The organism is Gluconobacter aidae, from assembly GCF_009547075.1.
GTDB lineage: Bacteria > Pseudomonadota > Alphaproteobacteria > Acetobacterales > Acetobacteraceae > Gluconobacter > Gluconobacter aidae.
Genome location: NZ_WIPH01000004.1, coordinates 53710 through 75578, shown reverse-complemented (window position 1 = coordinate 75578; position 21869 = coordinate 53710). Strand labels below are relative to the sequence as shown.

General features: G+C 63.1%; 19 protein-coding genes. 14 read left to right on the top strand and 5 right to left on the bottom strand.

Features of this window, described 5'->3' with window-relative positions:
- Positions 1-29 precede the first annotated feature (29 nt).
- Complete coding sequence (ygfZ, locus tag GFJ39_RS03435; protein WP_153429934.1) at positions 30-842, top strand: CAF17-like 4Fe-4S cluster assembly/insertion protein YgfZ; 813 nt, start codon at positions 30-32, stop codon at positions 840-842.
- On the top strand, positions 839-1249 hold the full coding sequence (gene hisI, locus GFJ39_RS03430) for a phosphoribosyl-AMP cyclohydrolase (RefSeq protein WP_325062813.1): 411 nt from the start codon (positions 839-841) through the stop codon (positions 1247-1249). The genes ygfZ and hisI overlap by 4 nt, the downstream gene beginning before the upstream one ends.
- On the opposite strand, the gene GFJ39_RS03425 is transcribed toward hisI, so the two are convergent.
- From GFJ39_RS03425 to GFJ39_RS03415, 3 genes are read right to left on the bottom strand one after another with little or no spacing between them, the layout of a single operon-like run.
- Positions 1237-2001 carry a ribonuclease T2 family protein gene (locus tag GFJ39_RS03425; RefSeq protein WP_325062812.1) on the bottom strand — a complete coding sequence of 255 codons (765 nt, stop codon included), beginning with the start codon at positions 1999-2001 and terminating at the stop codon, positions 1237-1239. The two genes, hisI and GFJ39_RS03425, sit on opposite strands and share 13 nt — an antisense overlap.
- Positions 1998-2846, bottom strand: a complete 849-nt coding sequence (gene fghA / locus GFJ39_RS03420) for an S-formylglutathione hydrolase (RefSeq protein WP_325062811.1) — start codon at positions 2844-2846, stop codon at positions 1998-2000. The genes GFJ39_RS03425 and fghA overlap by 4 nt, the downstream gene beginning before the upstream one ends.
- Positions 2847-2848: 2 nt before the next feature.
- A complete protein-coding gene (locus GFJ39_RS03415) occupies positions 2849-3964 on the bottom strand; it encodes an S-(hydroxymethyl)glutathione dehydrogenase/class III alcohol dehydrogenase (RefSeq protein ID WP_153429827.1) in 1116 nt (371 codons plus the stop codon).
- Between the two features lie 180 nt (positions 3965-4144).
- Here GFJ39_RS03415 and GFJ39_RS03410 point away from each other — a divergent pair, with 180 nt between their 5' ends.
- The 5 genes from GFJ39_RS03410 (at position 4145) to GFJ39_RS03390 (ending at position 8681) form a co-directional block, all read left to right on the top strand.
- On the top strand, positions 4145-5020 hold the full coding sequence (locus GFJ39_RS03410; protein WP_153429825.1) for a bestrophin family protein: 876 nt from the start codon (positions 4145-4147) through the stop codon (positions 5018-5020).
- A gap of 76 nt (positions 5021-5096) precedes the next feature.
- The gene (locus GFJ39_RS03405) at positions 5097-5684 is read left to right on the top strand and encodes a CarD family transcriptional regulator (protein ID WP_024716784.1); all 588 of its coding nucleotides are present in this window, start codon (positions 5097-5099) and stop codon (positions 5682-5684) included.
- 172 nt (positions 5685-5856) lie between these two features.
- Positions 5857-6657: an SDR family NAD(P)-dependent oxidoreductase gene (locus GFJ39_RS03400; protein WP_153429823.1), complete on the top strand. Its 801-nt coding sequence runs from the start codon at positions 5857-5859 to the stop codon at positions 6655-6657.
- Positions 6658-6662: 5 nt separating this feature from the next.
- Positions 6663-7043 carry a response regulator gene (locus tag GFJ39_RS03395; RefSeq protein WP_153429821.1) on the top strand — a complete coding sequence of 127 codons (381 nt, stop codon included), beginning with the start codon at positions 6663-6665 and terminating at the stop codon, positions 7041-7043.
- A gap of 9 nt (positions 7044-7052) precedes the next feature.
- Complete coding sequence (locus GFJ39_RS03390; protein ID WP_153429819.1) at positions 7053-8681, top strand: tetratricopeptide repeat protein; 1629 nt, start codon at positions 7053-7055, stop codon at positions 8679-8681.
- A gap of 3 nt (positions 8682-8684) precedes the next feature.
- Here the strand turns inward: GFJ39_RS03390 and GFJ39_RS03385 are convergent, their stop codons facing one another.
- Both GFJ39_RS03385 and GFJ39_RS03380 read right to left on the bottom strand, forming a co-directional pair.
- On the bottom strand, positions 8685-12830 hold the full coding sequence (locus GFJ39_RS03385) for a translocation/assembly module TamB domain-containing protein (RefSeq protein ID WP_153429817.1): 4146 nt from the start codon (positions 12828-12830) through the stop codon (positions 8685-8687).
- On the bottom strand, positions 12830-14980 hold the full coding sequence (locus GFJ39_RS03380; protein ID WP_153429815.1) for an autotransporter assembly complex protein TamA: 2151 nt from the start codon (positions 14978-14980) through the stop codon (positions 12830-12832). The genes GFJ39_RS03385 and GFJ39_RS03380 overlap by 1 nt, the downstream gene beginning before the upstream one ends.
- A 321-nt stretch (positions 14981-15301) precedes the next feature.
- On the opposite strand from GFJ39_RS03380, the gene GFJ39_RS03375 reads away from it, so the two are divergent.
- From GFJ39_RS03375 to GFJ39_RS03345, 7 genes are all read left to right on the top strand, one after another.
- Complete coding sequence (locus GFJ39_RS03375; protein WP_153429813.1) at positions 15302-16258, top strand: lysophospholipid acyltransferase family protein; 957 nt, start codon at positions 15302-15304, stop codon at positions 16256-16258.
- Positions 16259-16531: 273 nt separating this feature from the next.
- A complete protein-coding gene (gene miaB / locus GFJ39_RS03370; protein ID WP_194285279.1) occupies positions 16532-17932 on the top strand; it encodes a tRNA (N6-isopentenyl adenosine(37)-C2)-methylthiotransferase MiaB in 1401 nt (466 codons plus the stop codon).
- Entirely contained in the window at positions 17926-19107 is a 1182-nt protein-coding gene (locus GFJ39_RS03365; protein ID WP_153429809.1) for a PhoH family protein, read from the top strand. Before miaB ends, GFJ39_RS03365 begins: the two co-directional genes overlap by 7 nt.
- Complete coding sequence (gene ybeY, locus GFJ39_RS03360; protein WP_153429807.1) at positions 19076-19597, top strand: rRNA maturation RNase YbeY; 522 nt, start codon at positions 19076-19078, stop codon at positions 19595-19597. Before GFJ39_RS03365 ends, ybeY begins: the two co-directional genes overlap by 32 nt.
- Entirely contained in the window at positions 19594-20541 is a 948-nt protein-coding gene (locus tag GFJ39_RS03355; RefSeq protein ID WP_153429805.1) for a hemolysin family protein, read from the top strand. Before ybeY ends, GFJ39_RS03355 begins: the two co-directional genes overlap by 4 nt.
- A 55-nt stretch (positions 20542-20596) precedes the next feature.
- Complete coding sequence (locus GFJ39_RS03350; protein ID WP_153429803.1) at positions 20597-21232, top strand: thioredoxin domain-containing protein; 636 nt, start codon at positions 20597-20599, stop codon at positions 21230-21232.
- Positions 21233-21868 carry a thioredoxin domain-containing protein gene (locus tag GFJ39_RS03345; protein ID WP_153429800.1) on the top strand — a complete coding sequence of 212 codons (636 nt, stop codon included), beginning with the start codon at positions 21233-21235 and terminating at the stop codon, positions 21866-21868.
- Position 21869: the final 1 nt, after the last annotated feature.

The following is a 21869-nucleotide window of genomic DNA, read 5'->3' as shown; positions in this document are numbered from 1 at the left end:
TGGAAGCCATCGGAACAGCGATGTCTCACATGCACGAATATCTTTCTCACCGCGCCATTCTGTCATTTACGGGAACGGACCGCGCCAGCTTTCTTCAGGGGCTCGTCACCAACGACGTCCAGAACCTGACGGACACGACAGCCGTCTGGAGCGCGCTGCTCACACCGCAGGGACGCTGGCTGAGCGAATTTTTTCTGTACGCCACGCCCGACCGCATCCTGATGGACTGTCCAGCCGATCATGCGGAGATGCTCGCCAAGCGCCTCTCCCGCTTCCGTCTGCGCGCGGATGTGCAGATCGAGAACACGCCCTTTCAGGTCATCACCGGCGCTGAAGGCCGCACGGTTCCTGAAACCGTCCTCGCGAGCGCCCCGGACCCACGCTGCGAAGGGGCTGGATGGCGTGCGATCATGGCCGGACCGGCCCAGGGCGGTGAGACGGCGATCGCATTTCTGGAGCGGCGCCTCACGCTGGGCCTGCCGGACGTCATGGATTTTGAAAGCGAGCAGACACTGGCGCTCGAAGCCGACATGGACCTGCTGCATGGCGTATCCTGGAAAAAGGGCTGCTATATGGGACAGGAACTCACCGCCCGCACCCATTACCGCGGCCTCGTCAAGCGCCGCCTGCTGCCCGTTGCGCTGTCGGATGGCACATTCCCCGACGAAGGCGGCATCATCGTTTCCGGTGAGCGCGAAGTGGGCGACATCCGCTCCCGGAGCGGCAGGCGGGCGCTCGCCATGCTGCGACGTGACGCCTGGTCCGCATCGGACCTCACATGCAATGGGCAGCCGCTTTCTGTAGTCTGGCCCGTCTGGTTTCCCGAGGAGATGCGTTCGTGACCTATGTTCCCCCCGCCTCGTCCATTATCGATGACATTATCACGCAGGTGAAGTTCGACGCGAACGGCCTGATTTCCGCGTTGGCGCAGGCCCCGGATGGCGTGGTCCTGATGCTGGCCTGGATGAACGCGGACGCCCTGCGCGAGACGCTCCTGACGGGCCGGGTCTGCTACTGGTCCCGCAGCCGCCAGAAGCTGTGGCGCAAGGGCGAGACCTCGGGCCAGCAGCAGAAGCTCATCGAAGCGCGGCTCGACTGCGACATGGACGCCGTTCTCATGATCGTCGACCAGACCGGCGTGGCCTGCCACACCGGCCGCCGGAGCTGTTTCTATCACGGCGTGACGCCAGACGGGCTGCGTGATACCGCACAGCCCGAAATCAGCGCCGAAGAGCTTTACGGCCGCTGATCGACCACGGACGGCGCCGTCCAGCCCGGGACAAGGAACGTGGCCGGGCAGCCGTTCTGGTCATCCGGTGAGGACAGATAGGCGCCTTCATAGGGGAAGCGGGAGAGCTTCTTCGGGTCCAGCGTGAACCAGAGCTGCGTCAGCACCATCTGCCCGTTATGGGCCGGTTCGCAACGGACCTGAAGCGCCCGGCTGTCGCGCACATTCATCAGACGTGCGAAGGTGGCCAGCATGTCATCGCGCTTGACCTGAAATCCGGCCTGCTGTGACAGCCACAGCCCGAACGCCGAAGCCGCGAACCGGTCCCGCATTTCCATGGACGTAATAAAGAAGCGGTCCGCGTCATAGCCGAAGCAGCGCGCATGCTTGGTGTATTCATGCACGTAAAGCGGCTTCTTCAGATGTGGCACCACACCCCGCAGCGCCTCGACCGTTGTCGGCAGGAGCTGCGGCGGGGTGTCGTTGTGATCGTAGAGATCACAGCCCTTGGACCACCATTCCTGCACCGGCACACCCTGTGCTTCCAGAGCATGCGGCTCGGACGCCCACAGCCCGTGCAGACCGATCGAGATGCGATGCGTCTGGTCCCATTCACATCCGCCGCCCGTGGCGCAGAAACCCGGCTGCCAGGTCAGGGCCAGCGTGTCATGCCGGAAATCGGTATGGGCCGTGGGCGTGATCGAAGGGCCGGTTGGAGCCTGCGAGACGCAGCCTCCCAGCAGGAAAAGAGCGGCAAGAACGGAACGCTTCACGCGGAAAGCCCCTTGGCATGGTGGATCAGATGGTCCGCGATGAAACTCTGCACGAACCAGTAGGAATGGTCATACGCGGCATGACGGCGGAGTTCGAGAGGCTGTTTGCCTTCTCTCGCCGCCCCCTCCAGCGCATCCGGGCACAGATCCGCCAGATACTGGTCCATCAGTCCCTGATCCACGAGAATGGTGGACGGATGGGTATGCTTCGCGCGCAGCAGAAGCGTCGGGTCGCAACTCTGCCATTTCGCCGGATCACCGCCGAAATACGCATCAAACGCTTTCTGCCCCCAGGGCACGATGCTCGGATGGCAGATCGGCGCGAAAGCCGAGACAGTTTTCCAGCGGTCGGGATATTTCAGCGCCTGAAGCAGCGCCCCCATGCCGCCCATGGAATGCCCCATGATGCCGCGCCGCGCGCCATCCAGCGGGTAGAGCCGCTCGGTCAGCGCGGGCAGTTCCTCGCCGACATAGGTCTCCATCCGGTAGTGATGGCTCCAGGGCTCGGACGTGGCGTCGATATAGAAGCCGGCACCCGATCCCAGATCGTAACTGTCATCCTCGCCCTTGATGCCAGTATGGCGCGGGGACGTGTCGGGGGCGACAAGTGCGATGCCATGTTCGGCGGCAAAACGGATGGCATTGGCCTTGATGAGGAACGTCTCCTGCGTCGCGGTCAGCCCGGCCAGCAGATGAATGACGGGGACCTTGTGCCCCGCCAGAGCCTCTTTTGGCAGAAAGATGCCAAACGTCGCGGGAACGCCGAGCGCCTGCGAATTATGCCGGACAAACCGCAGGGAGCCGTCAAAACAGGCATGATGCGCCAGAACCTCGATGTCGGACACGCTCAGTACTCCACGACGGTGCGAATGCTCTCACCCCGACTCATCATGTCGAAGCCCAGATTGATGTCAGCGAGCTTGAGCTTGTGGGTGATGAGATCGTCGATGTCGATCCGGCCTTCCATGTACCAGTCCACGATCTTCGGCACATCGGTTCGCCCGCGCGCACCACCAAAGGCTGAGCCAATCCAGCGGCGTCCCGTCACGAGCTGGAACGGCCGCGTGCTGATTTCCTGCCCTGCCCCGGCCACACCGATGACGCAGGACACGCCCCAGCCACGATGCGCGCTCTCCAGCGCCTGACGCATCAGGGTCGGATTGCCGACACACTCGAATGTGTAGTCCAGACCACCACCGGTCATCTCGATCAGATGCCCGACGAGATCTCCGTCCGGCCCCGGATCCTTGGGATTCACGAAATCCGTCATGCCGAACTTGCGGGCAATCGCCTCGCGCTCCGGATTGATATCGATGCCGATGATCCGGTTCGCGCCGACCATCTTTGCACCCTGAATGACGTTGAGCCCGATGCCGCCCAGCCCGAACACCGCAACGGTCGATCCAGGCTCAACCTTGGCGGTGAACAGCACGGCGCCAATGCCGGTCGTCACACCGCAGCCGATATAGCAGACCTTGTCGAACGGCGCGTCGGGGCGGATTTTCGCCAGTGCGATTTCCGGCAGGACCGTGAAATTCGCGAAGGTCGAGCAGCCCATATAGTGATGGATCGGCTGACCTTTATAAGAGAAGCGGAATGTGCCGTCCGGCATCAGGCCCTTGCCCTGCGTGCTGCGGATGGCCGTGCACAGATTGGTCTTGCGCGACAGGCAGGACGGACACTCCCGACACTCCGGCGTATAGAGCGGAATGACGTGATCGCCGGGTTTGAGATGCTTCACCCCGGCCCCGACTTCCCGGACGATACCCGCTCCCTCATGCCCGAGAATGGCCGGAAACAGGCCCTCGGGGTCCTGACCGGAGAGCGTGTATTTGTCGGTATGGCACAGACCGGTCGCCATGATTTCGACCAGCACTTCCCCGTCGCGGGGGCCTTCAAGCTGAACCGTGTCGATTTCCAGCGGTCTGCCGGCTTCGAACGCAATGGCGGCGGTCACATCCATAACATCACTCTCCTCTGAAACGGTGCGGACAGGGTGTCGTATTAAACGGCATGGCGGCAAGAGGGCACTGCAAAAGAAAGTAAAGTGACAGACACCCTTTGGTGTTGGCCAGGAACTGACTTCGCCGCTACGCTTCCGCACGACTTCCCTGCACATCCCGTCACCCGAGGAGACAGCCATTTGATCGTCAACCGTCCACATGGACTGGCCATTCTTTTTCGGGAAGCCCTGCCCCCCCTGATCATCCTGACCCTGTGGGACTTCGTCGTGGTGGTACTGTTCCAGATCTTTCATCAGGACTGGATGGAGCAGCCGGCACTTCCGATTTCCCTCATGGGCTCGGCGCTCGCGATCTTCCTGAGCATGCGCAACAACGCGGCCTATAACCGCTGGTGGGAAGGCCGGACCCTGTGGGGAGCGATCACCAACAACTGCCGTTCCTTCGGGCGCGAAGCGGCGACACTTCTGGGCGGGCGTCCGGATCTGGCCCGCGCCATGGCCGCCTATCCACATGTCCTGCGCGCGGCGCTGAGGGGCGACCCGCCCAACGAGGACACCAGGAGGCTGCTGACGCCCGAAATATACGAGAAAGTCTTTTCCTGCTCGAACACGGCCAACATGCTGCTCTACCAGATCGGCCTGGGGGTCCGGGACGAAGTCGAACGCAAGGGAATCGACGGCGCGGTGCATGGCACCGTGGACCGCATCCTGTCCGACATCGCCAACGCACAGGGCGGCCTGGAGCGGATCAAGAACACGCCGCTTCCCGCGCAGTATTCCCTGCTACCCGAAATCGCGACGCATCTGTTCTGCATCATCCTGCCGCTCTCGGCCGTGCAGACACTCGGCTGGATCACGCCTCTGGGCTCCAGCATCATCGGCATGCTGTTCCAGATGCTCGACCGCAGCGGCCGGGACCTTCAGGAACCCTTCAAGCAGAGCGTCCATGCTCTGCCGATGCTGACCATGGCCCGGACAATCGAACGTGATCTTCTGCAACCGATTGGCGATACCCCCCTCGATCCCATCCAGCCCATCAACGGCGTTCAGCCCTGACGCACTCGGGAAGCCACGGCCGATCTCTTGCGAACAGACAAGACAGCAGGGAGTTTTTCTGCTATAAGCCGGGGCTATGAACACGTTCAAAAGCCCCCAGAAGGGCGGCATGACCGATGAAATGGCTCGTGTCGCAGCCAACAACACTGCCCGTCAGACCGATCCGGAACACGACGCGGACCCGTTCCGCGAAGGTGACTCCATTGTCTACGCCGCGCATGGCGTCGGACGCGTGGACAAGATCGGCATGGTCGAAGTCGCCGATACCGTCATCGAGATGATCCAGATCTCGTTCCCCGGCAACCAGATGACGCTGCGCATCCCGCTGGCCAAGGCCCGCAAGGCCGGCCTGCGCAAGATCGTGACGCGCGACATCGTCGACAAGGCGATGACCGTCATCAAGGGCAAGCCGCATGTCAGCAAGGGCATGTGGGCCCGCCGCGCCGTGGCCTATCAGGAAAAGATCAACTCCGGTGACCTGATCCAGATCGCCGAAGTGCTGCGGGACCTGCGTCGCAACGTCGACAGCCTCGATGGCAGCTTCTCCGAGCGCAAGCTGTTCGAAGCCGCACAGGAACGCTTCGTGGCCGAGGTCGCCGTTCTCGAAAACGTCGATCCCGCACAGGTTCTCGAAAACCTGACCAAGACCATGAAAGCCGCCTGAATCGCGGTCGGGAGCGCGGTTTGAAAAGGCTGCACTTCTCCAATATGGATCAGGCTGTGGTTTTCTTCGCATCCCGGACGGGTCTCTCGCGTTGGCGACACGAGAGACCTTTTCCGTGAAGCGTTTTCAGTCACGGTTTCAGACCTGCATTCACAAGGAGAGGTGAGGCCAGATGCCTGCCCCTTACAAAGACCGTTTCGCCGGCAAGAAAGTCCTCGTCACCGGGGCATCCCAGGGAATTGGCGAGGCCACCGCGCTTCGTTTTGCCGAAGAAGGCGCGCAGGTCGCCCTCAACGGCCGCAAGGAAGACAAGCTGATCGCCGTCCGCGAGAAGCTGCCCAAGGTTTCCGGCGGAGAACACCCGATCGCCACGGGTGACATTTCCAAGGAAGACGACGTCAAACGTCTGGTTGCCAAAAGCATCAGCGCCATGGGCGGCCTCGACGTTCTGGTCTGCAATGCGGGCTATCAGATCCCCTCCCCGTCAGAAGACATCAAGCTCGAAGATTTTGAAGGCGTGATGGCCGTCAACGTCACGGGCGTGATGCTGCCCTGTCGTGAAGTCCTCCGCTACTGGCTGGAGAACGGCATCAAGGGCACGATCATCGTGAACTCCTCCGTTCACCAGATCATCCCCAAACCGCATTATCTGGGCTATTCCGCGTCCAAGGGTGCCGTCGGCAATATCGTCCGCACACTGGCGCTGGAATATGCCAGCCGCGGCATCCGCGTGAACGCCGTGGCTCCGGGCGCCATCGTGACGCCAATCAACATGTCGTGGATCGACGATCCCGAACAGTACAAGGCCGTCGCAAGCCACATCCCGATGAAACGCCCCGGCGAAAGCCGCGAAATCGCGGATGCCGTCACCTTCCTCGCCGCCGAGGACAGCACTTACATCACAGGTCAGACCCTGTATGTCGATGGTGGACTGACCCTGTACGGCGATTTTGAAAAAAACTGGTCCTCATAACCACCATGGCCCCTTCCCTTACCGTTCTGCTGATCGAGGACGATTTCCTCATCCGGACCTGCCTGGCGGAGTTCCTGCTGGACAGCGGCCTGACGGTCAGGGAAGCGGACAACTGTGCCGAAGCCCGCGCCATCATCGGCGCGGAGCCGAAGCTCGACGCCCTCGTGGCGGATATGACCCTTCCGGACGGGGATGGCATGACCCTTGTCCAGCCAGCCCGTGAACGCTGGCCCGATCTTCCGGTCATCTATATCAGCGGCCATGGCGACCTGCGGCGTGACGAGACGTCCGGCGATCCCGCGCGGGACCGTTTCATCTCGAAGCCTTATACGCTAGCAAGCATTCTGGAGGCTCTTGAGGACATGACATCGGCGGCCTCCGACTAGGAGATCCGCATGTCTGCCAGTCTGGACGGACCAGCCCCTGAAGATCCGGCCCTGACACCTGGAGAAGAGCAGCCTGCATCAGCCAGCCGTCTGGCCGGGGCACAGGACGCCCTCGCACGCGGGAACCCCGAAGAAGCACTGGCCATCGCGGGCGCCTCCACGGACGATACGACTGAAATCCCGGCCCTGCGTTATGTCCGGGCCCGCGCGCTGTTTCACCTTCACCGCTACGCCGAATGCGCGGAAGAGCTTGAAAAAGCCAGCGCCAATGTCGGCCCCCATGCCATTGCCCTGCTGCTGGGCGAAGCCGTTTCCATGCGCCGGCGGGACGATCTGCTGCCGCTGCTGGGAATCTGCCGGAGGCGCAAGCCCGATGATGCCCGGCTGATGGATGCCGAAGCGACGGTGCTGATCCAGCTCGCACGCTTTGACGCGGCGGAACTCCTGCTGCGCCAGAGTCTGCACCGCCGCCCCGGCAACCGCGGCACACTCAATCTGCTTGCTCTTCTTCTGACGGAAACAGGCCGCTTCGAGAGCGCACTCTCCATCATGAACGACCTGCGCGAAAGCGATCTCCAGGACTGGGAAGCGATCTGCAACATGGCCTGCATCCTCAGCAGCCTCGGGCGGATGGCAGAAGCGGCCAATCTGTACCGGCAGGCGGTGCCCATGGCGCCGAAGGACCCGCGCCTGCGTCTGAACCATTCCATCACCATGCTCAAGAGCGGACGCATGGCGCAGGGCTGGGCGGAACATGAATGGCGCTTCGGGCTGCCGGGGCATACCAGCATGCCGCTGGACCGCCTCCTGCCCAACATTTCCCCATCGCTGGACCTGAAGGGCAAGCGCGTCCTCGTCACACAGGAGGAAGGTCTGGGCGATACGCTGATGTATCTGCGCTACATCCCGCCCCTCGCCCGCACAGGGGCCATCGTCCATATCTGGGGCACCGAGACACTGGCGGCGATCTGCGGACGTGTCGCCGGGGTAGCGGAAGTCCAGTTTGGCGGCGAAACGCCGGAATACGACTATCACTGCCCGTTCATCAGCCTGCCCCGTGCCTTTTCGGGCACGCCCGACGCGATGGGAGCACCCGTGCCCTATCTCAGCGCGGACCGCCGGAAGGCCGAGATGTGGCGTCAGCGCCTGCATGATGATCGCGGGTTCAGGATCGGCCTCGTCTGGGCTGGCGCAGCGCGACCTGAGGATACGGCGGCGCTCATGGTGGACCGCCAGCGTTCCATGCCACTTTCCGCCCTCGCTCCTCTGGCCGACATTGAGGGCGCGAGTTTCTATTCCCTGCAGAAAGATCGCCCGGCCGAGCAGATCCCCGATTTTCCCGGCGAACTTATCAACGTCATGCCCGAATGTCACACGATGGACGACACGGCGGCGCTCATGGTGAATCTGGACATCATCGTCTCGGTGGATACGTCAGCCGTTCATCTGGCGGGCGGACTGGGCAAGCCTGTCATCATGATGGACCGCGTCAATAACTGCTGGCGCTGGCTGCACGGGCGTGAGGATACGCCCTGGTATCCGCAGATGACGATTGTCCGTCAGACCCGTTTCGGGGACTGGTCGGACGTCGTGGAGCGCGTGAAACAGCGCCTCGAAGACGCCGTTTCCGCCCATTAGAACTCAGTAGCTGTAACCGTAGGACAGGCCGATGCTCGATCCCGGATCGTTTTCCGGCGTCGTGAAGCCCGTGACCTGACCGCCCGTTCCGACCGTGGTGTTGAACTTCAGCCGCTTCGTCAGGTCGATCTGCACCTGCGCCTGCGTACCGGAGCCGGACGTTGCCTGCTTGGCCCCGACATAAACGCCCTTCATGACGTATTTTCCGGCCTCGACACTGGTGCCGCCATTGTCCACGCCGCTGCCGCCACCCACGGCCAGACGGTCCAGACCCAGCAGGTTGCGGACCTTGCTCAGCGGATCGAAGGCCGAGCCACCCGCAAGCTGCACCACAGCCGCACCAAGTTCAGCAAGCTGCGTCGTGGAGAGCGAATGGCTGTCAGTGCCGAACAGCAGGATGGACAGCACCTGATCGCGCGGCAGACTTGGCGTGGAAACGAAGTCGATCTTGGGGGCGCTGGCATAGCCCGTCACCAGAAGGCTGGCGAGCGTGCCGCTGGCGTTGCGGTCGGCGCGGAAATCGAGCGTCGGATCAAGCTTGTGGTTCACGCCCGAGCCATTGAACGCCACGCGCCCATTGGTGAAGTTCAGATTGATCCCGCCCAGATTGAAATTACCCCGCTTGAGATCAAAGCCACCGCTGACCGCAGGTTCCGCACTCGTACCCCGAACGCGCAGACGGCCCTGCATTTCCGCGAAGACGCCATGACCGCGCACGAAGAACTCGCCCGGCGAAATCACATCCACACCCAGCCCGATAATCAGGCTCGAGCTGGAACTGGACGGCGGCTTCTGGCCCGGACGGATGACATCGAGCTGCGGAACGGAGGCCGGCATGGAGTCCGGAATATTGATTGTGGCGTTGGGAATAATGACTTTCCCGTCCACATCCAGCCGCGTCGTGGCCTGCCCGTGAATATGCAGATCCGTATTAACCGTCGCGGTCAGCAGGTCACTTGAGACAGGTCGGGCCTTGTCGGACGTGACATGAATATCCACCGGGATATCCGGCCGGAATGCACCCACCGAACCATCCATTGCAATGGTGCCAGGACCTGCATGTGCGACGATATGATTGATCGCAATGCTGTCCCCGGAAGCGACAAGCGCGCCATTTATGTGATTGAGATGCACACCCTGCGCGTAGTGATCGAAGGAGGCATTCTCCAGCGTCACCTGACCCGTTGCCCGCGGCTGCGCGGCCGTTCCGGCGACATTGAGATTGATGCCAACCTTGCCGGCCACTCCCATGCCACTGGCGCCCAGGACGGCATTGCCCACGGACAGATCAACATGCCCCGTGGTCGCAAGCGCCATCGCACCCGTCCTGGAAAGCGGCGCGGTCCCCCGCACGGCCAGCGCGACGGACGGACTGGCGCCCAGAGTCGCATCAACCTTCGCGGAGCTGCCGGCGAGACCCACATTGGCCAGGATCTGCGCCGCCGGAAGGGACGATGCCGGGCCGGTCCGCATCCGCAGGTCACGTCCGGTCAGCGAGACAGTGCCCGTCGGCGCGGCCAGCGTTCCGCCGAGCCTGGCGTTAAGCGAAATCGCGCCCGTCGCCGACAGATCGGGCACGAAAGGTTTGGCGATCGCGGGCGTGATGTGATCCAGACGCGCCGTAAGTGCGAGCGCCGGTTTGATCGTTCCCGCCACATCGATCATTGCAGGCGCGACACCCTGTGGCGCCACCGTCGCCAGAAGATGATCCACACCCATCGTCTTGCCGAAGGACACCACGGCCGGGCGGCTCAGACGCAGACTCTCGCCCTTGGCCAGAGCCGTCAGTTGTCCGAGGCGCACCGTCTTTTCGGGCACGTTCAGCACAAGTGCGGTGTCGATATTCGCCGGAGCGTCCATCACGTTCTGGAAGGCCGCGTTCAGCGCAATGGCCATCGCGGTCTGCGGCCCCTTGATCGTGGCATGCGCCTTGCCGGTCATGGCCTGATAGCGCATCCCGGCCAGATCCAGCACCAGCGCGGGTTCGGGTGCGTCGATCGGATTGGTGATGGTGCCGCTGACCTTCAGGGACTGGACGGCGGCCTGCGCCATCGACAGCATTCCATCCAGTCCAAGTTTCACGACAGGCGGCGCATTTCCAGCTTCCGTCGTGTGCAGACCCAGCATCAGATGACCTGAAATCGCCTGCCCGATCAGACGCCGGAAATCGCCCAGATTGCGTATCGAAACGTCCAGATCCCCGAGCGGGACTTTTGCTCCCTTGGGCAGACGGAGCTTGCCCTTTCCGGACAGGCTGTTCCAGTCCAGCGTATTAAGATCCAGATGATACGCGCCCGAATCATCCTGCTGAAGCGCCGTATCGAGCACGAGTGGCGCGTGGTCCAGCGTGCCTTTGGCCGTCAGCGTCCCATCCGGATGAGACGGCAGATGCTGGAAGTCCGCATGCAGTTCCACGGGCCCTTTCGCGACCTCTTTTGTGCCGAAATCACCGTTCAGGTCGGCCTTGACCGCCAGATCATCCGTCGGACCATCCGCCGTGGCCGTCAGCGTCGTATGGCCGAGGATGGCGGGGCTGGCCTTTGCGAGATCGGGCAACTGGACGGTGGCCTTCGTCTGCATCCGGTTGCCATGCGCCATATCGATCACGGATGACACCAGCATGTGCAGCGCCGCGCCATCCAGTCCGAAGCTTTTCAGCGTCAGGACATTGGCAGGGGATTTCGTCAGATCCAGCGAGAACGTGCCCGTCCTGCCGATCAGGGTCACGGCCTGTGCCTGACCGCCCGTAATCGCGAGCGTCCCCGTGCTTTTCAGTGTCAGGTCGTCCTGCTTCGTGACCGGCATGGCAAAATCGGCATGCAGCCCGGCATTTCCCTTGAGGTCCGTACTGCCCATCGCCGCCAGCGGATGCAGATCCGGCAGGTCGAGATCCAGATGTCCTTTCGCAGCAGGCTTCAGATCCACTGTTGCCGTAGCATGAAGCAGCGGATGATCCAGCTTCGCCACGATTGGCGCGGATGGCGCCAGCGGGTGCGCCAGAACATCCAGCGTCAGGGGAGCCGCGGCCAGAAGCGTGGGCTGGGAGCCCGGGATTTTCAGCCCATCCAGAGACGCTGTCAGATGGCCCGCCGCATCATCAGGCTGGTCGCTCTCGACGCCCTCGAACTGTGCATGCAGATGCCCGATCCCGGCACCCGCCGCGCTCAGGGAGTCGATATCCAGAACACCCTGCCCGTTCGGCGCCGTCAGCGGCCCATGCAGATCCGTATCGAGCGCGATGGCATTCCACGCAATCCCGGGGCGCAGCGTCATGGACGGCGCGTTGGCCTTTGCATGCAGGTCCCCGACACGCGTCAGCAGGTTCATCGTACCATTGGCCGAAGCCTTGATGGGGCCAGCGACCAGTCCGAAATCCAGCACGGACGCCGTGCGCGGCCCGTTGAGGTTCAGGTGCAGATCCAGCGGGTCGAGCTGCGGCATCTGGCCCAGCGTCGTGACAAAGCCGCTGCTGCCTTCCTGAAACCGCACCCCAACTGCAATCCGCTTCTTCGGCGTCTGCACGTTCAGCGTCAGGCTGCCCGGCTGATCGAGCCGTTTCATCGCCAGCGCCACATCCATGACCGGCAGCGTCTTCACCGTCACGCCGTCCAGAAACGGCGCGATGCTGTGGATATGGGCGTGACCATCCAGCGAGAAAGCCGTCGGCGTGACGGTATAGTCCGGCCCGATCTCCAGCCGCCCGACATGCAGCGATGCCAGATCGACACGCAGATGCAGCTTCGACGGTGCCGTGCTGGTCGTCGTGGGCTTTGCAGGCGTCGTATCCGGAGCGGAGACCATCTTGCGCAGGACGGCGACCCGGGAGGCGCTCAGACTGGTGATCTTCGCATCCAGATGCAGCAGCGACAGCGGCGACCATTTCAGATCGGCATTGTCCAGCTCGATCCAGGGGCCTTTCGTATCCTTGATGAGCAGTTTCGCCACCGCCAGATGATGCGGCAGAAAGCCCGAAAGACCGGAAATCTCGACCATGCCCCCCGTCAGCGGGCCGATCCTGCGCTCGATCAGGCGCTGACCGGGTGAGATGTTGATTCCGATCAGAACACCCGTAACCGCCACGGCCACAAGCCCCACGGGCACGATGACCAGACCGGCCGCGACACGAAGAAGGATCCTGCGAACACGCATCAGAACGTCTCCCCGAGGCCGAAATACAGTTCCCATTTATCGCCGTAAGCCGGACGGTTCATCGGCAGCGCCACATCCACGCGGATCGGCCCGATCGGCGTGAAATACCGCACGCCGCCGCCATAACCGACCCGCAGCGTGCCCTGTCCGGGTCGCGATCCCGTGCCGACCTGACCGGCATCCACGAAGCCGGCAAAACCCAGATTCATGGGCAGGCGCTGGCGGAACTCGACGCTACCTGCATCCATGGACGTGCCGCCGATGCCGTATTTCGTCTTGCCGTATTGAGGCCCGACCCCCTGATAGCGGAACCCGCGCACTGTGGCCGGGCCACCGGCATAGAGACGCTGATCGGGCGGGATCTGGTAGGTGGACGCGCCCTGCACCGAGCCCACGATCCCGCGTACGGCAATCACGCTGCGTCCGGGTCGGGAAATGCCGAGATGCTTCAGATCGAAATAGGTCGAGACCTGCGCCGACAGCAACGTGAAGAATGACGACCCGCTCTCCAGCGATTCCGAGGGCGTTATCGAGAATGAAGCGCGGACACCATGTGTCGCCGGGTCGATCGGGTTGGAGAGCTGGGTGTTGTCGAATGTGGCGTTCAGGGGAGCCGCGATGATGAAATAGCTCCGCGTATCGCCGAACTGCTGGATCTGCTCCTGCTCCCCCATCACGCCGCCGGAGACATTCCAGTACTTCCCGACATGGCGGTTCACCCCCGCGCGGCCGACGATGGCGGTCTGGTGGTAGGAATAGAGAAGCTGGCGGATCCCCTCGAGACGTACGCTCAGATTCTGCCCTTTGGACAGAAAGTCCGGCTTCATGAAATCCGCGTAAACATCATAACCCAGGCCCTGCTGCGCGGAACCACCAAGCCCCGTGACCAGGGCCGTCAGGCGCAGTTGCTCGGCATTTCCCAGAAGGTTGTGATGCGTCCAGCTCACACCAACGCGCCCGCCGAGATCGGTCGAGTATCCGATTTCGGCAGACAGGGTCCGCCGCTTGGCTTCCTTGAAGCCGAATTCGATCGGCATGGCCTGAAGGATGCCGGGCATGAGGGTGCGCGTGGGCGGAAGGGTGATGATCGGCGGGACATTGCGGACCTGAACAGACGCAAAAACACCCGTGCTGGCCAGATCCTGCCGCGCGGCCTCGATCCGGGAGGGGCGATAAAGCTCGCCTTCCCTGAGTTCCAGCCGATTCATGAGATAGCGCTGTCTGGTATGCACCAGCCCCGTCATGCTGATCGGACCGATCACGACCTTTGGTCCGCGGTTCACCCGGAACACGATATCCAGCGTATGCGTCGGGGGCTTCAGATAGGCCAGAGGGGTCGAGACACTCGCCGTGGCATAGCCTTCTTCCTGAAGCTGGTTGAGCAGGCTGTTCTGTGCGGTCAGCACATCCGCCGCCACGGCAGGCTGCCCCGAAGACAGACCGAACGCCTTGCGCTCCGCGGGCAGCAGGCTGATCGGCTGGGCCTGTGCGATCGCCTGCTCCGAAGTCGCCGCGACCGCCGCAGCGGGCGGCGGTGCTGCCGAGGCGGTTTTATCCAGTGGATTTTTACCCGAAGTCTTTGCGACAGGCGCCTTCGCGGTCGGATCCTTCATGGCAGGGACCGTTGCCGCGGGCGTCACAGGGGCGGGTGCTGGAACGGATGCGGCGGGAGCTTTCTGTGGCAGGGTGGTCAGCGCCACGGTTCCCAGACTGAACCTCGGCCCGATCGTGGCGGAAATCGTAATCGCGACCTTCTGCTTCTTGCCGAGCGCCTTGAGAATATCCGGCAGGGACGGATCCTTGCCATCCACGGTCCGTACACCCGCCCTGACGCTGATCTTCACAGAGCCCGCATAATATCCCTGCGATTCAAGCGCGCTGTTGACGCGGTCATAATCGCTCCGGATCCGCCCGGCGAGCGCATAGGCTCCGACGGTGTGGGACGTCTGAAGGGATTTGAGCTGCGAGGATGCGGCAATCGCGGCGTCCAGATCCGCCTGTTTCGTCGGCGTCAGCGTCACGGCATAGGGAATGGCAGGATCGGACGTGCCATCCGTCACCGGCTTTGCGTTTGCAGTCGCTTTCGACACCTTCGCCTCTGCCGGCGGGGGCGCGCAGAACACCGTCACGATGCCCAGAATGCAGGACATCGAGACAACTGACACAGAAAAAGAAACGGGGCTGCGGCCTGACTTCACCGTGCGTCCTGAAATCCGTCTTGAGGGCATTTCCGGCCTTGTGAAAACCGGACACGAGAGCGCAGACCGAACGAGGCGGCTGCACCATCCGAGGAACCTTGCACGACGCTCCCTGTCAAGTCCTCCCAGACAGGAACCGGCAGGAACCGCCCGGAAAACTGCCCTGCACCGGCAACGCCCGGCAGACAACCCGACCGGCAGGCCGACAAACAAGCCGACAAACAAGCAAACAAGATTGTGTCCCCCCCGCGAAAACCGTATCACTCAGCACCCATGTCCCATCGTGATGCCAAGACCCCGAACGGCCGACGCGGTCACAACCGTCCCGTCCTGGATGGAAATTCCGACTTTCCGGCCAGTCAGCCGACAACCTCGACCACCCTGTACAGTCGCCTGCGCTGTGCCGGCCGTCTGTCGCTTGTCCTGATCTGGGCGTTCTGGGCGTGCAGTATGCAGGCCATCCTCGTGCGTCTGCCCGGTCGCCTGAAAATCATGATGCCCCGCGTTTTCTGGAAGGGCGTCTGCCGGATTCTTGGCATCCGGATCAGGGTCATCGGACATAGCGCCGGAGGCGTCCGCACGGCAAAGGACGTGCGCGAAGGCAAGCGGCCGGTCGTATTCGTGGCCAATCACTGCTCCTGGCTGGACATCGCCATCATCGGGAGCACCCTGCCCGTCGTGTTCGTGGCCAAGGGCGAAGTCGGAAAATGGCCTCTCATCGGGACGGCCTCGCGACTGGGCCGCACCATTTTCGTCAGCCGCAACCGTCAGGAAACCGGCCGGGAACTGCACGACATGGCCGCGCGCCTGTGGGATGGCGACGATATCGTTCTGTTCCCCGAAGGCACGTCTTCGGACGGCTCGCGCGTCCTGCCGTTCCTGTCCTCGTTCTTTGCCGTCGCCAAGCCGGGGCGCCTGGAGCAGGTCGGCCTGCCCAAGGCTCCGCCCGTCCTGATCCAGCCCGTCTCCGTCGCCTATGACTGTCTCGAAGGACTGCCGGTCGGCCGGAGCCGCCGGAACGTCTTTTCCTGGTATGGCGACATGGATCTCGCACCCCATCTGTGGTCCTTCGGCCAGTGGCGCTCCATGAGGGCGTCGCTCCTGCTGCATGAACCGATCACGCCAGACGATTTCCGCACCCGCAAGGATCTGTCCCGCGCGACCTTCGAAGCCGTCAACAATGGAGCGGCAGACCTGCGACGCGGCCGTCCGAAAGTGTACGGTTCCTGAAAATCCGCTCCAGAACAGGGCGGACACCGAGGTTTATCTTGACTTGAAGCCCGCCTCCGCGCCATTTTCAAAGCAAGACACGGCAGCAATCCGGCTCTCCTGTCCCGAGGTGGTGATACCCATTCAGGCCCGTTTAATCATCCGTCGGCCCATCGCATTCAGGACGCCGTTCCCCGGAACAGGCTTGACCGCGCGGATGCCTGCCCCGATGTGTGTGCCTGATTCTGCCATTCCCGGACCGAGACCTTGATCACCGCCCCGACTTCTCCAGCCCTGCCCGCTTCTTCCGACACTGCGCCCACTGGGCCTGCTCCACGGGGCCTTCATGTCATTACATGGGGCTGCCAGATGAACGTGTATGACAGCGCGCGCATGGCCGATGTTCTGCGGCCGCTGGGTTATGGCCCGGTCGAGCGCCCCGAAGACGCCGACATGGTCATCCTCAACACCTGCCATATCCGCGAACGGGCGACTGAAAAGGTCTTCTCCGAACTTGGACGCCTGCGCAAGATCCGCGACGAACGGATGAGCAATGGGGCTGACCGCACCATCATCGCGGTTGCGGGATGCGTGGCTCAGGCGGAAGGTGAGGTCATCCTCTCCCGCGCGCCCTATGTGGATCTGGTACTCGGTCCGCAGACCTATCACAAGCTGCCCGAAATGGTGGCCCGCGCCGCCCGTGCCGGTGGGGCCGTGATCGAGACGGATTTCCCGGTCGAGCAGAAGTTTGACTTCCTGCCCACGGACGCCGCCCCCCAGACGCAGGGCAATCTCACGGCGTTCCTCACCATCCAGGAAGGCTGCGACAAGTTCTGTTCGTTCTGCGTCGTGCCTTACACCCGTGGCGCGGAAACGAGCCGCCCGGTTGCTTCGGTTCTCGCCGAGGCCCGCCGGATGGCCGAAAGCGGCGTGCGCGAGATCACGCTGCTCGGGCAGAACGTCAACGCCTATCACGGTGACGACGGCCATGGCGGCAGTGAGACTCTGGCCGGGCTGGTCGAACAGCTCGCGCAGATCCCCGGTCTTGGGCGCATCCGCTACATGACGTCCCACCCCCGCGACGTGGACCAGAGCCTGATCGACGCGCACCGGGACAATCCCGCCCTCATGCCGTTCCTGCATCTGCCGGTGCAGAGCGGCTCGGACCGGATCCTCAAGGCCATGAACCGCGGCCACACGGCGGACGAATACCGCGAGAGCGTTCGAAAACTGCGTGAGGCCCGTCCGGATCTGGCCCTGTCTTCCGATTTCATCGTCGGCCATCCCGGCGAGACGGAAGAGGATTTCGAAGCGACCATGCAGCTCGTGCGCGATATCGGTTTCGCCATGGCCTACAGCTTCAAATATTCCCCCCGTCCCGGCACACCCGCCGCCGGCCAGCCGATGCAGGTGCCCGAGGACGTGAAGGATCGCCGCCTGGCCGAATTGCAGGCGCTTCTGCGCGAACAGCAGGACGCCTTCAATGCCGACATGGTGGGAACGGTGCAGGAAATCCTGGTGACGAACCGGGGCCGCAAGCCCGGTCAGATCGCCGGACGTTCCCCCTATCTGCAACCCGTTCATTTCGACGGACCGGATCATCTGATCGGGTCCACCGTCAAGGTCGCCATCACCACACGCCGTACCAATTCCCTGGGCGGCACCCTGATCCGGGAGACAGCCTCCGCTTGCTGACAACGCACCCGACCCGTCCCGTCGCCACCAGCAGTGGATCCGAAGGCAACCGCACCGTTGCCCTTCGCTTCAACGACAACATCCTGCTCCAGCGCCTGCTGGGAGACCATGACCGGCACCTCGTCCGGCTTGAGGAAGGATTCGACGTCAAGCTGTCCTGCCGTGGCAACAAGATCGCCATTTCCGGAGAGACGGAATCGGTCGGTCGCGCACAGGCGGCCATCATTGCGCTGTACAACCAGCTCGAACAGGGCGGCACGATCGATGCCTCGCAGGTCGATGGCGTGATCCGCCTGACGGCCCTGCCGAGCCGTCCGGAACGCCCGGTTGACATGAGGCAGGCCCGGCCTGTTCCTGAAGAGCGCCCGCGTGGCAATAACGGCCACCGGCGGCCGGAAAAGGGCCATGGCAAACCGCAGAACATGCCCGTAATACCTTTCGGGGACCTGCCCGCCATCAAGACCAAGCGCGGCGTCATTGCACCGCGTTCGCATGGTCAGGCCGCCTATATGGAAATGCTGGCCAATACCGACATGGTGTTCGGCATCGGTCCGGCCGGTACGGGCAAGACCTATCTGGCCGTGGCGCAGGCCGTGGGCATGCTGCTCGCCGGACAGGTGGACCGGATCATTCTCTCGCGCCCGGCCGTCGAGGCCGGTGAGCGCCTCGGCTTCCTGCCCGGCGACATGCGCGAAAAGATCGATCCCTATCTGCGTCCGCTCTATGACGCCCTGCATGACATGATGCCGGGCGAGCAGGTGGTGCGCCGCATGGGGACGGGTGAGATCGAGGTGGCGCCGCTCGCTTTCATGCGCGGGCGCACTTTGGCTCATTCCTATGTCATTCTGGACGAAGCCCAGAATACGACCGCAGCCCAGATGAAGATGTTCCTCACCCGCATGGGCGAAGGCACACGCATGGCCATTACGGGCGATCTGAGTCAGATCGATCTGCCGAATGGTGTATCATCCGGTCTGCGTGAAGCGGTCGAGACCCTCGAAGGCATCAAGGGAATCGGCATCACGCGCTTTTCTTCCGAAGATGTGGTGCGCCATCCGCTGGTTGCCCGTATCGTCGATGCCTATGAACAGAAAGCGCCAGCCCCCCGGGACGTGTTCCGGAACAGGCTGCGCCGGGAAAACAATGGAACCTCCAAGTCGATACGCCGGCACTGACATCATCATCGAGGACGCCCGCTGGCGCGCCTCGGTTCCGGGGACGGAGCGTGCAATCCGGCGCGCCCTCGTCGCGGTCGCCCGTCAGGGTGGACCCGACTTCACGCAGTCTCCGGCTCCTTCGATCCTTCTGGCGACAGACCGGATCGTCAAGCGCCTCAATGCGCGCTTCCGGGACAGGAACAAGCCCACGAACGTCCTGACGTTCGAGCCGCTCTCGCCCGCCCATGGCGGAGACATCGTGCTGGGTTACGAGACGGTACACCGCGAAGCCGCGGCCGCCCGGCGCTCGCTGAGGGCGCATCTGTCGCATCTTGTGGTGCATGGCGCACTGCATCTTGCCGGTTACGACCATCACCATCCCGGCGAGGCCCGGGAAATGGAAGGAATTGAGACCCGTACCCTGCGGTCCCTCGGTTTTGGGGATCCTTGGCGCCAGGGGAACTGGAGACAGGGGAACTGGCAGCAGGCTGGGAGTGTCCGGATATGAGTGACGATTCACACGACCGCCCGACCGAAGAGTCGGGCAAGAGCCGCCCTTCCCGCGGCCTTTTCGGACTTTTCAACCGCCGCGGACGCGATCAGGGCCTGCGCGAGTCCATCGCCACCCTCGTTCAGGAAGCCGGACAGCCGACCGAGGATGCGGGCGACGAGCCGGAACTCGACCGGCAGGAACGCGCCCTCATCATGAACGTGCTGCGTCTGCGGGACATCACGGCGGATGACGTCATGATCCCCCGCGCGGACATCGTCGCCATGCCCGAGGCCCTGCCCTTCAACGAAGCACTGGACCTGATGCGTAGGGAAAACCATTCCCGCCTTCCGGTCTATCGCGACCAGCTCGATGACATCGCGGGCATGATCCATGTGAAGGATCTGATCGCCTATGTCGGCGATCCGGAAGCTTTCGACATCCGTCCGCTTCTGCGGCAGCCGCTGATGATCGCGCCGACCATCCCGGTGCTGGACCTGCTGCTCCAGATGCGCCAGCGCCAGATGCACATGGCCCTCGTGATCGACGAATATGGCAGCATCGACGGGCTCGTGACGATCGAGGATCTGATCGAAACCATCGTCGGCGACATTTCGGACGAGCATGACGACCCGGTGACGACCATGTGGGTGGAGCGTCCGGACGGTTCGTTCGATATCGACGCCCGCCTTCCGGTCCGGCAGCTTGAGGAACGGCTTGGCGCCGTGCTGACGGATGCCGAACGAGAGGCCGAGATCGAGACGGTCGGTGGGCTGGTCTTCCGTCTGGCCGAGCATGTCCCGGCCAGGGACGAGGTGCTGACCCATGAAAGCGGCCTGGAATTCCGGGTGCTGGATGCGGATGCCCGGCATATCCGTTCCCTGCGCATGCGGGTTCCGGAAGGCTGGGAAAACAAGCCGCTTCCCGCTCTCAAGACGCAGGAAGATGACCGGGGCTCTTGACGGAGGCTCCGGTTCATCGTTCGAGTATCACATCGTTTCCAGCGGAGCCCCGCCCATGTCTGCCGACCACCCTCTCGGCCGCCGTATCCTTCTCGCTTCCGGAATGGCCCTTGTGGCCAGTGCGGCCGTGCCGTTTGCACGGGCGGAGGACCTGCCCGCCAGCGATCCGCGCATGGGGCCCCGGGTCATTGGCTCGCCGGATGCAAAAGTGATCGTGGACGAGTGGTTCTCGCTGACCTGCTCGCACTGCGCCCATTTCGCGCAGGAGATCTTTCCGCGGATCCGCAAGAACCTGATCGACACGGGAAAGATCCGCTACCGCTTCCATGATTTCCCGCTCGATCAGGTTGCCCTGCTGGCGGCCATGGTCTCACGCTCCCTGCCCGCCGAACGCTACGAGCCCTTCGTGACGGATCTGCTCGACCATCAGGACGAGTGGGCCTTCGCACAGAACATCGACCCCGTGGCGGAGTTGAAGAAGCGCGCGGCGCTGTTCGGCGTGAGTGCTGCCGAATTCGACAGGATCAATGCCGATAACGCCCTGCGCGAGTCCATTATCAACAGGCAGGACCGTGACGGCGCTTTCCTCCAGATCAAGGGCACGCCATATTTCCGCATCAATGACGTTCCCGCGCCTGACGTGGTCGGGAGCTATGATGATTTCGCCAAAGCAGTCGCAAAGGCTTCCTGAATGACCCGTCTTTCCCTTTCCCGCCGCTTTTTCGTCTCCGCCGCGCCGGCTCTCGCCGTGGCCGGAACTGCCGCTGGCACGGCCCGCGCGGCCGCTTCGGGCTCGACCGATTCCCGGCTGAGCCCGCGTATCATCGGCAACCCGAACGCCAAGGTCCTGGTTCAGGAATGGTTCTCCCTGACCTGCACGCACTGCGCGCATTTCGCGACGGAAGAGTTCCCCCAGATCAAGGAAAAACTGATCGATACCGGCAAGATCCGCTATCAGTTCCATGATTTCTGCGGCGATCGCGTCGGCCTGACGGCGGCCATGGTGGCCCGTTCACTGCCGGAAGAGCGTTACGTCCCCTTCCTCGAAGCCCTGTTCTCCAGCCAGATGCAGTGGGCTTTCGCCGCCGGTGGCGACCCGATGCAGCGCCTCCAGCAGATGTCCGCCCTCGCCGGCGTCTCCGCCGCCCAGTTCGACGCCATCAGCAAGGATAACGTGTTCGCCGAAGCCCTGTTCGATCAGGTCAAGAAGGATTCGGACACCTACAACATCCAGGGCACGCCATATTTCCGCTTCAACAACACGCATTATGACCAGGATCCGGAAACCTACGAAAAGTTCGCCGATCTCGTCGCCAAGGCGTCCTGAT

Bases quoted from the DNA above. Each gene is read 5' to 3' on its own strand.
- ygfZ (WP_153429934.1), top strand. From the start codon at position 30: ATGCACGAATATCTTTCTCACCGCGCCATTCTGTCATTTACGGGAACG.
- GFJ39_RS03415 (WP_153429827.1), bottom strand. From the start codon at position 3,964: ATGGATGTGACCGCCGCCATTGCGTTCGAAGCCGGCAGACCGCTGGAA.
- GFJ39_RS03405 (WP_024716784.1), top strand. From the start codon at position 5,097: ATGAACACGTTCAAAAGCCCCCAGAAGGGCGGCATGACCGATGAAATG.
- GFJ39_RS03400 (WP_153429823.1), top strand. From the start codon at position 5,857: ATGCCTGCCCCTTACAAAGACCGTTTCGCCGGCAAGAAAGTCCTCGTC.
- GFJ39_RS03395 (WP_153429821.1), top strand. From the start codon at position 6,663: ATGGCCCCTTCCCTTACCGTTCTGCTGATCGAGGACGATTTCCTCATC.
- GFJ39_RS03390 (WP_153429819.1), top strand. From the start codon at position 7,053: ATGTCTGCCAGTCTGGACGGACCAGCCCCTGAAGATCCGGCCCTGACA.
- GFJ39_RS03385 (WP_153429817.1), bottom strand. From the start codon at position 12,830: ATGCGTGTTCGCAGGATCCTTCTTCGTGTCGCGGCCGGTCTGGTCATC.
- GFJ39_RS03380 (WP_153429815.1), bottom strand. From the start codon at position 14,980: ATGTCCTGCATTCTGGGCATCGTGACGGTGTTCTGCGCGCCCCCGCCG.
- GFJ39_RS03375 (WP_153429813.1), top strand. From the start codon at position 15,302: ATGTCCCATCGTGATGCCAAGACCCCGAACGGCCGACGCGGTCACAAC.
- ybeY (WP_153429807.1), top strand. From the start codon at position 19,076: ATGGAACCTCCAAGTCGATACGCCGGCACTGACATCATCATCGAGGAC.
- GFJ39_RS03355 (WP_153429805.1), top strand. From the start codon at position 19,594: ATGAGTGACGATTCACACGACCGCCCGACCGAAGAGTCGGGCAAGAGC.
- GFJ39_RS03350 (WP_153429803.1), top strand. From the start codon at position 20,597: ATGTCTGCCGACCACCCTCTCGGCCGCCGTATCCTTCTCGCTTCCGGA.
- GFJ39_RS03345 (WP_153429800.1), top strand. From the start codon at position 21,233: ATGACCCGTCTTTCCCTTTCCCGCCGCTTTTTCGTCTCCGCCGCGCCG.